At 43.6% G+C, this 14,237-nt stretch carries 10 protein-coding genes; 2 read left to right on the forward strand and 8 right to left on the reverse strand.

What is annotated here, in order from left to right; genetic code table 11:
* Nucleotides 1-8 precede the first annotated feature (8 nt).
* Together P4S58_RS04610 and P4S58_RS04615 are read right to left on the reverse strand one after the other, a co-directional pair.
* On the reverse strand, nucleotides 9-1,280 hold the full coding sequence (locus tag P4S58_RS04610; protein ID WP_102968146.1) for a YeaH/YhbH family protein: 1,272 nt from the start codon (nucleotides 1,278-1,280) through the stop codon (nucleotides 9-11).
* Nucleotides 1,281-1,402: 122 nt separating this feature from the next.
* The gene (locus P4S58_RS04615) at nucleotides 1,403-3,337 is read right to left on the reverse strand and encodes a PrkA family serine protein kinase (RefSeq protein ID WP_042486692.1); all 1,935 of its coding nucleotides are present in this window, start codon (nucleotides 3,335-3,337) and stop codon (nucleotides 1,403-1,405) included.
* Nucleotides 3,338-3,645: 308 nt separating this feature from the next.
* On the opposite strand from P4S58_RS04615, the gene P4S58_RS04620 reads away from it, so the two are divergent.
* A complete protein-coding gene (locus P4S58_RS04620) occupies nucleotides 3,646-4,416 on the forward strand; it encodes a MipA/OmpV family protein (protein WP_373279114.1) in 771 nt (256 codons plus the stop codon).
* A gap of 86 nt (nucleotides 4,417-4,502) precedes the next feature.
* Here the strand turns inward: P4S58_RS04620 and P4S58_RS04625 are convergent, their stop codons facing one another.
* The 3 genes from P4S58_RS04625 to pflA all read right to left on the reverse strand — a co-directional run bounded on the left by P4S58_RS04625 (nucleotide 4,503) and on the right by pflA (nucleotide 6,646).
* The gene (locus tag P4S58_RS04625) at nucleotides 4,503-5,003 is read right to left on the reverse strand and encodes a YfbU family protein (RefSeq protein ID WP_102940650.1); all 501 of its coding nucleotides are present in this window, start codon (nucleotides 5,001-5,003) and stop codon (nucleotides 4,503-4,505) included.
* Nucleotides 5,004-5,126: 123 nt separating this feature from the next.
* The gene (locus tag P4S58_RS04630) at nucleotides 5,127-5,792 is read right to left on the reverse strand and encodes an energy-coupling factor ABC transporter permease (RefSeq protein ID WP_102962685.1); all 666 of its coding nucleotides are present in this window, start codon (nucleotides 5,790-5,792) and stop codon (nucleotides 5,127-5,129) included.
* Nucleotides 5,793-5,905: 113 nt separating this feature from the next.
* Nucleotides 5,906-6,646, reverse strand: a complete 741-nt coding sequence (gene pflA / locus P4S58_RS04635; protein WP_042486918.1) for a pyruvate formate lyase 1-activating protein — start codon at nucleotides 6,644-6,646, stop codon at nucleotides 5,906-5,908.
* Between the two features lie 235 nt (nucleotides 6,647-6,881).
* On the opposite strand from pflA, the gene P4S58_RS04640 reads away from it, so the two are divergent.
* Nucleotides 6,882-8,762, forward strand: a complete 1,881-nt coding sequence (locus P4S58_RS04640; protein WP_102968147.1) for a methyl-accepting chemotaxis protein — start codon at nucleotides 6,882-6,884, stop codon at nucleotides 8,760-8,762.
* A gap of 24 nt (nucleotides 8,763-8,786) precedes the next feature.
* On the opposite strand, the gene P4S58_RS04645 is transcribed toward P4S58_RS04640, so the two are convergent.
* The 3 genes from P4S58_RS04645 to P4S58_RS04655 form a co-directional block, all read right to left on the reverse strand.
* Nucleotides 8,787-9,773: a lipid A deacylase LpxR family protein gene (locus P4S58_RS04645; protein ID WP_102968148.1), complete on the reverse strand. Its 987-nt coding sequence runs from the start codon at nucleotides 9,771-9,773 to the stop codon at nucleotides 8,787-8,789.
* 188 nt (nucleotides 9,774-9,961) lie between these two features.
* On the reverse strand, nucleotides 9,962-12,241 hold the full coding sequence (pflB, locus tag P4S58_RS04650) for a formate C-acetyltransferase (protein WP_042486678.1): 2,280 nt from the start codon (nucleotides 12,239-12,241) through the stop codon (nucleotides 9,962-9,964).
* A gap of 293 nt (nucleotides 12,242-12,534) precedes the next feature.
* Entirely contained in the window at nucleotides 12,535-14,082 is a 1,548-nt protein-coding gene (locus tag P4S58_RS04655) for a DUF3360 family protein (protein ID WP_042486675.1), read from the reverse strand.
* Nucleotides 14,083-14,237: the final 155 nt, after the last annotated feature.

Genomic DNA, 14,237 nt, shown 5'->3' on the forward strand with positions numbered 1-14,237 from the left:
CGCTCCCCCTATGCGGTTTCCTTCTGGAATAGTTCCCTAAAGACAGGGAAAATATCCTCCATACTGCGAATGTTCTTCATAGCAAAATTACCAAAGGCTGGCTGCAGTTTTTCATATTCGTGCCATAAGGTTTGATGCGAGCGACGGGTAATCTCGATATAGGCATAGTACTGACAGTAAGGTAGCAGTTGTTTGGTGAGCAACTCTTTACAGCGTGGCGAATCATCCGCCCAGTTATCACCATCGGAAGCTTGTGCACCGTAGATATTCCATTCACCAAGCGGATATCGTTCTTCAATGATCTCATGCATCAGCTTAAGTGCACTGGAAACAATGGTGCCGCCAGTTTCTTGGGAATAGAAGAATTCTTGTTCATCCACCTCTTTCGCTTGAGTATGGTGACGAATGAATACTACTTCGACGTTTTTGTATGTTCGAGTCAGGAACAGATAGAGCAATACGTAGAAGCGTTTCGCAATGTCTTTGGTGGCTTGGTCCATAGAGCCAGAGACGTCCATCAAACAGAACATAACCGCTTGGCTAGATGGAATAGGGCGTTTTTCGTAATTTTTGAAACGCAAATCGAAGGTATCAATAAAAGGCACGCTTTCAATTTTGGCGCGCAGTTCTTCAATCTCTTTTTTGATCCGTTTTTCTTCTAGAAGCAGAGCAGGTTCCGCGACTTTAATTCGTTCTAACTCTTCTTCCAATTCTTTCATTAAACGACGTTTATTGGCGGTCATCGCCGTGCGGCGTGCCAATGATTGTTGTAGCGAACGAACAATAGCAATGTTGGAAGCTGAACCCGCAGTCTGGTATCCAGCTCGATGGGTTTTCCACTCCGTTATCTTATTGATTTGGTTTTTTTCGAGATTCGGCAGTTCGAGGTCTTCGAACAGAATATCCAAATATTCGTCTTTGGAAATCTGGAATACAAATTCGTCCTCGCCTTCACCGTCTTGGCTGGCTTCTCCTTCACCTGATCCGCCGCCTTGACCACCTCCGCGAGGGCGTTCTATCTTGTCACCGCGTATGAATTGGTCATTGCCTGGGTGTACACGCTCACGCATGCCTCCCTGACCTTGATGAAAGACAGGCTCTTTGATGTCTTTATTTGGTATAGAGACATCTTCCCCAGTTTCTGTGTTCGTGATTGAACGGCGGTTTACCGCATCGGAAACCGACTCTTTAATCTGTTCTTTATAACGGCGTAAAAAGCGTTGTCGGTTCACCGCGCTTTTGTTCTTACCGTTTAATCGTCTATCGATGAATTGCGGCATGAGTCTTCCCCCGTATACGTCACCTGAATAGCTCCTCCAACGAGGCATCCTGTCCTTGGATGCCTGCTTAGTTGGATTTCAGATATACCCTTTACAACAAGTTCTTTGGGTACAGACAGTGTTTAAGAAGATTTACGTACGCGTAAATACCACTCAGACAATAGTCTCACTTGTTTTTCGGTATAACCTTTCTCCATCATGCGAGCGACAAAGTTGTCGTGTTTTTTCTGATCTTCAGAAGAGGTTTTCGCATTAAAGGAGATAACAGGTAGTAGTTCCTCAGTATTCGAGAACATTTTTTTCTCGATAACGGTGCGCAATTTTTCGTAGCTGGTCCAAGCTGGGTTGTTACCATTATTATTCGCACGTGCACGTAATACGAAGTTGACGATTTCATTTCGGAAATCCTTCGGATTACTGATTCCAGCGGTTTTTTCGATTTTCTCCAGTTCTCCGTTGAGTGAAGCTCTGTCAAACAGTTGCCCAGTTTCCGGATCGCGGTATTCCTGATCCTGAATCCAGAAATCCGCATAAGTGACGTAGCGGTCGAAAATGTTTTGACCGTACTCTGAGTAGGACTCCAAATATGCGGTTTGAATTTCTTTACCGATGAACTCGACATAACGCGGTACGAGGTAGCCCTTCACAAACTCTAAGTAACGGTCAGCTGTTTCTTGCGGGAACTGCTCACGTTCTACTTGTTGTTCAATTACATAGAAGAGATGTACAGGGTTTGCCGATACTTCACTGTGGTCGAAGTTGAATACGCGAGAGAGAATCTTGAACGCAAAACGAGTGGAAAGACCCGACATGCCTTCATCGACACCTGCGTAGTCACGATACTCTTGGTAGCTTTTCGCTTTTGGATCGGTGTCTTTGAGTGTTTCACCATCGTAAACCCGCATTTTCGAAAATAGCGATGAGTTTTCAGGAATTTTCAAACGCGAAAGTACGCTGAATTGAGCAAGCAGATCAAGTGTACTTGGTGCGCATGGCGCTTTGGAAAGCTCACTGTGCTCAAGCAGTTTTTGGTAAATTTTAACTTCTTCGGAAACACGCAGACAGTAAGGAACCTTGACGATATAAACACGGTCTAGGAATGCCTCATTGTTTTTGTTGTTACGGAAAGCCTGCCATTCAGATTCGTTAGAGTGGGCGAGTATCATTCCGTCAAACGGTAAGGCTGAAAGACCTTCTGTACCGTTATAGTTCCCTTCTTGTGTCGCGGTGAGTAGAGGGTGAAGCACTTTGATTGGCGCTTTAAACATCTCTACGAATTCCATTAAACCTTGGTTCGCGCGGCACAATGCGCCTGAATAGCTATAAGCATCAGGATCGTCTTGAGAGAAGTGTTCTAACTGACGAATATCGACTTTACCTACCAGTGAGGAAATATCTTGGTTGTTTTCGTCACCCGGTTCGGTTTTCGCTATTGCGATTTGATCCAAGATTGAAGGGCGAACTTTAACCACTTTAAACTTGGTGATATCACCACCAAACTCGTGTAAGCGTTTTGCTGCCCACGGTGACATGATGGATTTAACATAGCGTTTTTCGATACCGTATTCTTGTTTTAGAAGTTCTCCATCTTCGTTGACATCAAATAAGCAGAACGGGTGATCGTTCACTGGACTGCGTTTGCCATTTGCCGAAAGGACATAAATAGGCATTTGCTGCATCAGTGCTTTGAGTTTTTCAGCAAGAGAAGACTTACCACCACCCACAGGGCCGAGTAAGTAAAGAATTTGTTTACGTTCTTCTAAGCCTTGAGCGGCGTGTTTTAAGTAAGAAACGATTTGTTCTATGGCATCTTCCATACCGTAGAAGTCTTGGAAAGTTTTGTATCTGGAGATAACTCGGTTTGAAAAAATACGGCTTAATCGAGGGTGTTTTGAAGTATCTACCATCTCGGGTTCACCGATGGCGAGCAACAGGCGTTCGGCCGCATTTGCGTATGCGCTTTTGTCTTCTTTACATAGATTTAAGAACTCTTGAATTGTTAGCTCTTCATCCTTGGCTGCTTCATAGCGTGCCTGAAAGTGGTCAAAAATACTCATAGTAAGTCCCCTCTAAAAATGTCACACAGACATACAACCGCTTTAAAACATAAATCCCTAACAATTTAAGACTAGTTTGCTATTCGCGATTTTGCTTAGAGATTATGCATTTATTTCAAATTAGTGATGATAAAAAGAAATTTCGAATTTGATATTTGCAGAAGAAATGTTTTGTGCTTGTCGCGTCAAATGTGGTTCATGTATGAGACGTTCAAACGGTTTTAAAGGTTAAAAATCACAATAGTTCTCATCTTTATTGTCAATGGGTGCATAGGTTCGTATGATGTCACTCAATGGATTGCATACCAATGGACATAACTATCACTATGAATAAGTTCTACTTTTCTGCGCTTGTTGCTCTCTCTTTGACAATGGCACTTCCTGCTCAAGCGCAACCTGATCAATGGTCGTTAGGCGTCGCGGCGGCGTATTCACCAGCGGTTTATAAAGAAACGCCATCGAATCAAACGGTAATTCCTGTTATCGGTTATGAAGGTGAGCACCTGTTTCTGCGTGGCTTCAGTGCGGGCTACCGAGTTCTGCCGATGAGTTCTCCGCAAAACTTCGTTTTCAAACTGATGTATGATCCGAGAACTCTCAAACCGGGAGACTCAGACAATGCGCAAATTCAAATGTTGGATAAACGTTCCTCAACGATTTTAGGCGGTGTCAGTTATCAATTGAGAACTCCGGTTGGTTTACTCGAAACCTCTGCTGCGACAGACATCGGTGATACACATAATGGTTTATATGCAGAAGTAGCGTTGCGTTTCCCACTACGTTTTAGTAACTGGGGAGTGACTCCGGGTATTGGTTACTCATACAACTCAGATAAGCTGAATAACCATCTTTATGGTGTTTCTAGTGAAGAAGCGGCACGTAGCGGATTGCCTGAGTTTGAAGCGAAGTGGGACGGCCAGTACTTTATTGGCGCGTCAGCCTACTGGAATATCATTGATACAGTGAGAGTGAACGGCAACGTTCGCTATACGAATCTGGAAGGGGATATAGAAAAAAGTCCGATCATAGAAAGTGGTATTAGTACTACCGTTTCTTTTGGTATTGCTTACCTTTTCTAAGCCCAAAATTTTGATATAAGTAAGGCGGACAAAGTCCGCCTTACTGCATTTTAAATTAGTATTTTTAACCGATGGTTAGCTCTTAACTATGCGTTAAAGATCTGACGCAATTCATTTGCAGACAAATGGTATTGACGAGGGCAATGACGCCATGTCGCCAGCATGCGACGATATTTGTCAGCCATTGGCATTTGACTGTTGAAATGGTGGTCGCCTTTGTCAAATTGAGGATAAAGACCTTCAGAATCGACTAGGAAGCGAACGTAGTTAACCAATTGGCCTTCTGTTGCAATGTCGTAGCCTAAGAAATTCAAACGACGTACATCAACGTCTTTTCTCGCTTCTTCACTGAGCATTTTGTGTGATTCTTGCATTGCGTGATACATTTCCATGATGTCGATAACTTCACGACATTGGGCATCACTTAAACAGCCAAACTCTTTATTTAATTCACACATTTGGAGTTCATAACCGCGCTCAACAATGGTTTGCATACGCTTGTATTTTGCTGAGTTTGAAGGGTCAAGCTGAGACATTAAGAAGTATTGGTTTGAAAGAATAAGACGTTGAGCGTTAGTCATTTCCATAGCTGGCCTCACTAAAATTGATTATTTTTTTGCTGAGGTTAGGTTAACAGTAATGCATTAATCTGAAACATGATCTCAACACTGTTTTAATAGAGATAGTACATAAAATATGCAGAGGTGTGACTATTTTTTGTGATGATGATTGTAGATATAGTCCCGATCAGAGAACACTCTCAGCCACTCAGGCTTAAACACCGAAAGTATTGCCAGAGCCATACCGTTAAGCAGCCCTTCAGGGAAGGCAAGTAGAGGTACAAAGATAAGATAGTTGTCCAATATGGTTTTCCAGTCGTGGTTACCCAGATTGAGTTGATAACCCGCATTGATGGCGAGGTGTAAACTTCCGGTCAAACCGCCGTTGAAAAATCCTGCGACAAAAATGAATACAAAAATGTTGCGTGGCAGATAGTGATAGCTTAACGAGAATACGGCATAGGAGATCAAAATCGGAACCAAGCTGGAGAGCAATAAAAATTCCGGTAGAGCAAACAGCGCCAGTTTCCCCACGATGACCAGAGCAAAACTGACCGGAATGGTCAGCATGAAAGCGCTTCTCCAACCGAACATCATGGTCAGTGTCGTGAGTGCTAAGAAATGGATTTGGAGACCATCTTTGACACTGGCCTGCGCTGACCAGAGTAACACAAGGGCAAACATCACGGCATAGGTCAGATGCTGAAAGGATTTTTCAGTTTTAAACTTCGGCAAAAAAGCGTGCTGTACATCTTTGAGTGAGATGGTGAAGAAGATAACAACGATAGCTAGCGCGACAAGTTCTTGTAACTGCAAAATAATCCCTCAGTGTTGAATTTATCCTTTAATGCATTTCATCGTGTGAGACAGATATTAAAATGCCAACCGGTTATGGTTGGCATTTTTAACGAATCGTCACCGAGTTTGAATCAGTATTTTACGTTTGAGTGATATTGCTCAAGGATAGATACAATTCTATCCATGGTTTCCTTACTTGGAGGCTCTACACCTTCAAGTGGGTACTCTTCTCCCATCGCTTCCCACTTGTGAGCACCAAGTTTGTGATATGGAAGCAGCTCAATCTTCTCAATGTTGTCCATATCCTTAATGAACTCACCCAGTTTATGGGCTGATTCATCATCGTCGGTATAGCCGGGAACAATCACGTAGCGCAACCAGGTTGGTTGATTAATCTTGTGCAGGTATTGAGCAAAATCGAGAGTACGTTTGTTGGATACACCCACTAAATCTTGGTGGATGTCATCATTGATCTGTTTGATATCGAGCATCACAAGATCAGAGACTTCAAGAACTTCATCGATCACAGGCGTAAATTTACGGATATAACCGTTGGTGTCTAGGCATGTGTGTATGCCCTCTGCTTTCGCCGCTCGGAAGAAGTCTCTGACAAACTCAGGTTGAAGCATGGCTTCGCCACCAGAACACGTAACACCACCGCCAGAAGCATTCATAAAATGACGGTAAGACTTCGCCTCGTTGATGATCTCTTCAACAGTAACCACTTTGCCTTCGTGTGTGTCCCAAGTGTCACGGTTGTGACAATACTTACAACGGAATAAGCAACCCTGAAGAAAAACGATGAAACGAATTCCTGGGCCATCAACCGTACCGCAAGATTCGAATGAGTGAATTCGACCAGAAGTAGACATGTGTTGCTCTCGATTGTGTAATTTAGTCGTCATTTTATTACAAATAGTGTGGATTAAATAGGTTTTCCTTATTCCATTCAGAGTTGTAATAAATAGTTTAAAAAAAATCGAAATTGCTGAAGATGGGTGTTATAAAAAAGATATAAGTGACAAAAATGTAAACGAAACATTACGACACTTTAGCCCGTAGTATCTTGAAGTCTAAAGTCACAGGATGGTGACAAGGAAGATTAGCATGGATGTACTGAAATTATCTCAGAAGCAAAAAATCACACTTTTTATTATTGTTCTATGTATTGGCTTTGTTAGCCTTGGTCTTTATACCGCAATGAGCTTGTCCGGTATGGGCTCACAATATAAGCAGAGTTCGGACATTACGTCTGGAGCATTGGCCATGCACTCAACCCAAGCCGATCTTCTTGCTTTGGCCTCCGAAAAAGAAAGTCTCACCGCAGATCAGGTTTCTCAAGCTAAGGAAAAGTTAAAAGGCTTGATGGAACATGTTCAGACAGATATCACTTTTCTTCAGCAATTAAACTTCAATGAAGAGTCTCAGCAACTGCTACAAGTCACCTCACAATTTGAACAGTCACTCTTACCTTGGATGGAGCTCAAATCTGAATTGGGTTTCAACGTCGAAGAGGGCAAACTGGGTGAGCTAAAACAACTGGCGACCACCATAGAAGCGAAAATCGCTGAAACAGGGATGGTGACCATCAACTCGGATTTCCAAGCCGTAGTCAAAGCGCAACAAAACTATCTTCTTCAGCCAAGTGAACAAAACCTAAAGCTATTTAATCGTGCTATGGCTGGCTTTATAAATATGTCGAAAAGCTACTCAATGCTTTCTCTCTATGAAAAAGAAGTGGCGAATTTCAAAGAAACTTTTTTACGTGTCAGTGAACTTTCACAATTGGTTAATGAGCAGCAAGAGCAATTGTTTACCAGTGAGTCTCAAGCGAAAAGTCTTATAGAAAACTTATCAAAGCAAATTGGTGACATTAGTGAGACATATCAGCGTCAAGCCGAGCACGCAGGAGTTCAAACTCAGTGGTCTGTGCTGGTGGCTTGTGCCGTCTTAGCGGTGATAACTATTTCGATTTTTGTCATGCTAAGTATCTCTTTGACTCGTTCACTATCGCAAACCAAAGCGGTGATGGAACGCCTGTCGCAAGGTGATTTGTCACAGCGAATGCCTATATCGAATAATCCTAATGATGAGTTTAACCAATTGGCGGTAGCGATTAACCAGAGTTGCGAACATTTAGGGGAGTTGGTCAAAGCTGTTCAGCAGCGAAGTGAAGCTTTATCAGGAGATGCGGCACAACTAAACTCTGGCATTGACGACCTTGTGAACGGGCAGTCTGATGTTTTAGGGCAAACTCAGTTATTGGCTTCTGCCACTGAAGAAGTCAGTGTTACTACTCATGAAGTGTCTAATTCTCTGGCGTTTGTTTCTGATGTGAGTAAGTCATCGACAGAGGCGGCGGAAAATGGTGCGAAAGTTATTGCGGCCGCCATTGGTTCACTAGAGGATGTAGGCAAAATTCTAAGCTCTGCGACGACTAATATTCAGCAACTGGAAGAAGCTTCGACTAAAGTTGACTCAGTCATGGATATCATCAATAGCATTGCTGAGCAAACTAACTTGTTAGCGTTAAATGCGGCTATTGAAGCTGCGCGAGCAGGGGAGCAAGGACGCGGTTTCGCGGTTGTGGCAGATGAAGTTCGAAACTTGGCTGTACGTACGGTGAATGCGGTTGCGGAAATCTCAGGGACGATCGAGACGATGAAGAAAGAGAGTTCTGAGGTTATTCAGAAATTTAGCCAATCTGGGCAAACCATGCAGGTTGGTCAAGAGCGGGGCCATGAAGCGATGGAGGCTTTGGCTCAGATAACCAATAAAGCAGGAGAGGCAGCGCACCAGACGGAAATCATCGTCAGTTCCATTAAAGAGTTGGCGACCACCAGTCAATCCATGGCTGACAATATGACGCAAATTTCTGTGGCAATGAAAGAACTCGAAGATAACAACGAGCAGCTGCGTTCAATCAGCCGCGTCGTAGACCAACGTTCTTCAGAGCTAAACTCTGATTGCCAACGCTTTAGTATTTAAGCGATAGGTACCCAACAATCGCGTCTAGAAAAACGCGTAGAAAGAAACGCCGCCAGTACCATGTAGAGATTTCTTATCTTGCTTGTATTCAGAAGTATTGGCGGTTGTTGTAAAGGTAAAACCGAAGTGGCGGCTGTACCATGCAGCGCCTGCTACAGCCGTAGCTTGCCAAGGTTCTAAAGTCACGTCGTAATAACTTGCCGGATGCTCTAGGCCTTCTAGTGGTCTGTTTCCTTCAATTGTGATGTCGTTAAAACGATAGCGCCCTTCAATACCACCAAAAAGAAACCAACCATAGTCAGATGCGCCAATCATGCCCGCCTTAAATGGGTTTTCCACAGAAATTTGCGCGCTACCAAAGTTACTCGCCAAATCTTGTCCCCAACGAACCATAAATCCTGTTGCGGCATCGCTACGGTAGTTACCGATATTTACTTCTGAAATATTGGAGATTTCAAAGTCTGTGCTCATTGTGAAGCGCTGGCGAATTAAGTTGAAATGAGAAAGATAGCCGACACTGCCCACCACTTTGTCTTCAACCTGATAAGCCCAGCCGTTCGGGTCATCTGATTTTGTAATGGCATGCACAACACGCTGTGCCTCTTCAGAAAGAGAGCTTTCACCTGTTGTACCAACTAGAAGATTAAAACGTTGCGCCTGTTGCGGGTGCAAGCTGATGTAGCTGAATTCACCGTGTAGTAAGCCTGCATAGGGGCGTTCATTCGGTTGTGGTGTATCAAGCGTGATATCTGAAGGTGTCCACATTTTATGACCCAAGCTGACCTCCCACTTATCTAAACTGGCAGCTCCCCAAGCGGAAAGACTAAGTGGCCTTGACCACCAGTTTGGACGAACGGCACCGGACGTGTAAGAGAGGAAAAGGCCACTGGTGTAGTCTTGGTCTATCCCGTAAATACCATCGTTATCAACGTTGAGAGTTACAGTCGGCGTTTGAGCAGCAAGAGCAGAAAAACTGCATGTTAATAAAAGGAAAAAGCGGGATACGGACATTTGATTACAGCTCGAATACAACAGAGCCGTGAGTTTAACTGATTGAAAAGGCTAAGACGAGTAATGATAAATGTTGGATTTAAATATTTGAGTCTCATTAAGCATTATTAACGCTTTGATAAATTTACTGAATAAATAAAAAGCCCCCGCAAAAGCGAGGGCTTGTAGCTCATTATTTAAGCGAAGTCTTACATAGATTCAGTAAATGTACGAGCGATAACGTCAGCTTGTTGTTCAGCAGTCAGAGAGTTGAAACGAACAGCGTAACCAGATACACGGATAGTTAGCTGAGGGTATTTCTCTGGGTGTTTAACAGCGTCTAGTAGAGTGTCGCGGTTAAGCACGTTAACGTTTAGGTGTTGACCACCTTCTAGTTTGCCAGCTTCGTGGTGGAAGTAGCCATCCATTAGACCAGCAAGGTTAGCACGTTGGCTTGCTTCTTCTTTACCTAATGCGTTAGGAACGATAGAGAAGGTGTAAGAGATACCATCTTGAGCGTCAGCAAACGGTAGTTTCGCTACTGAAGTCAATGATGCTACCGCACCTTTCTCGTCACGACCGTGCATTGGGTTTGCACCAGGTGCAAATGGAGTACCAGCACGACGACCGTCAGGAGTGTTACCAGTTTTCTTACCGTATACCACGTTTGAAGTGATAGTAAGGATAGACTGAGTAGGGATCGCATTACGGTAAGTCTTAAGCTCACGGATCTTGTTCATGAATACAGATACAAGTTCACAAGCGATGTCATCTACGCGAGAATCGTTGTTACCGAATTTAGGGTAATCGCCTTCGATTTCGAAGTCGATTGCTAGACCATCTTCGTCACGAATTGGTTTAACTTTCGCATATTTGATTGCAGATAGTGAGTCAGCTGCAACAGATAGACCAGCGATACCACATGCCATAGTACGGATAACGTCACGGTCATGTAGAGCCATTAGAGACGCTTCGTAGCTGTACTTGTCGTGCATGAAGTGGATAGCGTTTAGTGCAGTCACATACTGCTTAGCTAGCCAATCCATGAAGTGGTCCATTTTTTCCCAAAGTTCGTTGTAATCTAGGTATTCACCAGAGATCTTGTCCATTTTTGGACCAACTTGGATTTTCAGTTTCTCATCGATACCGCCGTTGATGGTGTAAAGCATCGTTTTAGCAAGGTTCGCACGAGCACCGAAGAACTGCATTTGTTTACCAACAACCATTGGTGATACACAACATGCAATTGCGTAATCGTCAGAGTTCATGTCTGGACGCATTAGGTCATCGTTTTCGTACTGGATAGAAGAAGTATCAATAGATACTTTTGCACAGAAACGTTTGAAACCGTCTGGTAGCGCTTCAGACCAAAGAACAGTGATGTTTGGCTCTGGAGAAGGACCCATAGTGTATAGGCTGTTTAGGAAACGGAAGTTAGAACGCGTTACTAGCGTACGACCGTCAAGACCCATACCACCCATTGATTCTGTTGCCCAAATTGGGTCGCCAGAGAATAGCTCATCGTACTCAGGAGTACGTAGGAAACGAACCATACGTAGTTTCATTACGAAGTGGTCGATCATTTCTTGAGCTTGAGCTTCTGTGAGCTTACCTGCAGCGATATCACGCTCGATGTACACGTCTAGGAACGTAGAAGTACGACCTAGAGACATTGCAGCACCGTTTTGAGACTTAACAGCAGCTAGGTAGCCGAAGTAAGTCCATTGGATTGCTTCTTGAGCTGTTTCTGCTGGACGAGAAATATCGCAGCCGTATTTCGCAGCCATTTTTTTGATTTGACCAAGAGCGCGGTGTTGCTCAGCAATTTCTTCACGAAGTTGCATAGTCATGTGAAGGTCTTCACCGTTCTCAAAACGCTCTTGTAGAGACGTGAATTGAGCCAGTTTGTCCTTCATTAGGAAGTCGATACCGTATAGTGCAACACGACGGTAGTCACCGATGATACGACCACGGCCGTATGCGTCAGGAAGACCCGTTAGTACACCAGATTTACGACATGCAAGGATGTCTGGAGTGTAGATGTCGAAAACACCAGCGTTGTGAGTTTTACGGTATTCTGTGTAGATTTTAGAAACCATAGGATCAAGTTCACGATCATATGCTTTGCATGAACCTTCAACCATACGGATACCACCGTTAGGGATGATTGCACGCTTAAGTGGAGCGTCAGTTTGAAGACCAACGATAGTTTCTAGATCTTTTTCGATGTAGCCTGCATCGTGAGCAGTGATGGTAGAGATAACTGAAGTGTCAAAATCCACAGGAGCGTGAGTAGAGTTCTCCTGTTTGATGCCTTCCATTACCTTAGCCCAAAGCGTTTTAGTCGCTTCAGTTCCTTCAGAAACTAGGAAAGATTCGTCACCCTCGTATGGAGTGTAGTTCTTTTGAATGAAATCACGAACGTTTACTTCATTTTGCCACTCACCTGCAGCAAAACCTTCCCAAGCTTTAGCAAATTGCTCTGCCATGACATACCTACCTTTTTAGTAGAAAAAACACGTACTGTTTCGCCGTTGAGCCAGCTATCTCTTTAGTTAAAGAGAGGCAGTACACTCTATTTAATAACAATATGTATAGTTCATAATCTCAGACTAATACTATAGATATTGTTACTTGTTCTTACAGTGAAATGTCCGTTTGATGAAATTACATTACACTAAAAAAAATTGCAAAACTTAAACTAAATCAATAAAAGTTGAAAAAGCCAATAATAAAAGAGGGTAGCGTTTTGCGCTACCCGTCTAAAGTTTAACCTTTTAGCTTATAACCAAGCTTTAAGACCATATTGAGCTTCTAGCATACCAACTGCAAGCATAGCAACAAGACAGATAATAAACACGGTTACAGGGATAACAATTTTATCCATAAATGACAAACGTGAAGCACGTTCTTTGTCACCGATTAGGCCGTTGTTGTCCAGGAACATGGTTAGAGCCCAAGCCAATACTGGGTTCGCAACAATAGAAGCGAAGATACAGATACCAGCCGCTTGTGAGTCTTTAGTATCGCGAACCATTTGCATACCTGCTTCTAGTAGAGGTAGAGATACACCTACTAGTAGCGCAACACGCATTACTGGTGGCCATACTGCAACGTCCATTGGGAAACCAAGTACCGCAACAGTCATTACGATCAGACCAAGCAGAATTGCACCAGCAGGAATTGGACGTTTAGCGATGGCCGCAGGGATCATGTAAGTACCCCAAGATGAAGTGATGTTACCACCACCTACTGCAGTACCAACCATTTGGCGGAATGAACACATAGTCATAGTGTCATCTACGTCCATTAGTACTTTCTCAGTACCTCTAGGGTAGTTCATCTCTTGGAAAATACGGTGACCAAGGAAGTCTGGTGACCACATTGCCACTGCAAGAATTGCGAATGGTAGAGATGCGATGAAGTGTTCCATGTTAGGAAGACCTAACATCCAACCTTCTTCAGTGCTGCCCCACCAGTAAACTGGGTTAAGGTTTGGAAGGCCCATTTGTGTTTCGAATTTGATGTCAAAACCTGCGCCGAATAGCAATGCGATAGCTAGACCAGTAAACGCACACACAGGGATTGCAAGCCAACGCTTGTTGATTTTCGCTAGGTAAGCGTAGATAGCAACGGTCACACCAAGTACAACTAAACCGACATAACCCATGCTTCCCGCGGCTACGTCTGCGGATTGTAAACTCACAGCCCAAGCTTGGATGGAGTTAATCTGACTGATTGTACCCGTTAAACCTAAGAAGATAAGTAAACCGCCAGCAGTGCCTTCAGAAGTGAGGTTAACAAGCTTAGAACCACCTTTGAAAAAGCTAAGTAGCAGACCAAAGACACCGATAAGCAATGCTAATGCAAGAGGGTGAGCACCGGCTAGAGCGATAGTACCGATAAGTGGAATCATCGGACCGTGGTTACCTGCTAAGTTTGCTTTAGGGTTGAATACACCAGAAGCAAGCACACAGAATAAGAGTGCAGGAATCAACATTTCCACACGAGCGACTTCGATGGCGAACTCTTTCGTTAGATGAACGTGATCCCAAGCTTGAGTTAAACCTTCCGCCCAAGACATCATAACTGCTGAGTACATCGCGATTATGCCGATAGTACCAGCAAGAGCAGGAACGAAATCTTCTAGTTCGAAACGGAAATCGCGACCCGGCAAGTTTAAACCAAAGCGGCGAGGCTTCATGATTTGTAGTTCATGATCTAAGTAATCTGAACGGCTGTCGAACTCAGACGCTGGACGATGAAGCTCACTGTAGCTCTTAGTCTCGATATCTGAATCAGAATGCGCTTTATTCACTGCTTCTGACATAGATTCCTCATTATATAAAGTTATTAATTCTGAATTGAATTCTGCTTAAGTGTCCGCAATAGCGAAAGTTTCGGCTGAATATGTAACACGTTTCTATTGTGCTTTATAGCATAGCCAACGAAATAATAATGGGCATTAGAATAGCCTTATAAGTG

The organism is Vibrio sp. Hal054 (assembly GCF_037162405.1).
Taxonomy (GTDB): Bacteria; Pseudomonadota; Gammaproteobacteria; order Enterobacterales; family Vibrionaceae; genus Vibrio; species Vibrio diazotrophicus.

Bases quoted from the DNA above. Each gene is read 5' to 3' on its own strand.
- P4S58_RS04610 (WP_102968146.1), bottom strand. From the start codon at position 1,280: ATGCCGCAATTCATCGATAGACGATTAAACGGTAAGAACAAAAGCGCG.
- P4S58_RS04615 (WP_042486692.1), bottom strand. From the start codon at position 3,337: ATGAGTATTTTTGACCACTTTCAGGCACGCTATGAAGCAGCCAAGGAT.
- P4S58_RS04620 (WP_373279114.1), top strand. From the start codon at position 3,646: ATGGACATAACTATCACTATGAATAAGTTCTACTTTTCTGCGCTTGTT.
- P4S58_RS04625 (WP_102940650.1), bottom strand. From the start codon at position 5,003: ATGGAAATGACTAACGCTCAACGTCTTATTCTTTCAAACCAATACTTC.
- pflA (WP_042486918.1), bottom strand. From the start codon at position 6,646: ATGTCTACTTCTGGTCGAATTCACTCATTCGAATCTTGCGGTACGGTT.
- P4S58_RS04640 (WP_102968147.1), top strand. From the start codon at position 6,882: ATGGATGTACTGAAATTATCTCAGAAGCAAAAAATCACACTTTTTATT.
- P4S58_RS04645 (WP_102968148.1), bottom strand. From the start codon at position 9,773: ATGTCCGTATCCCGCTTTTTCCTTTTATTAACATGCAGTTTTTCTGCT.
- pflB (WP_042486678.1), bottom strand. From the start codon at position 12,241: ATGGCAGAGCAATTTGCTAAAGCTTGGGAAGGTTTTGCTGCAGGTGAG.
- P4S58_RS04655 (WP_042486675.1), bottom strand. From the start codon at position 14,082: ATGTCAGAAGCAGTGAATAAAGCGCATTCTGATTCAGATATCGAGACT.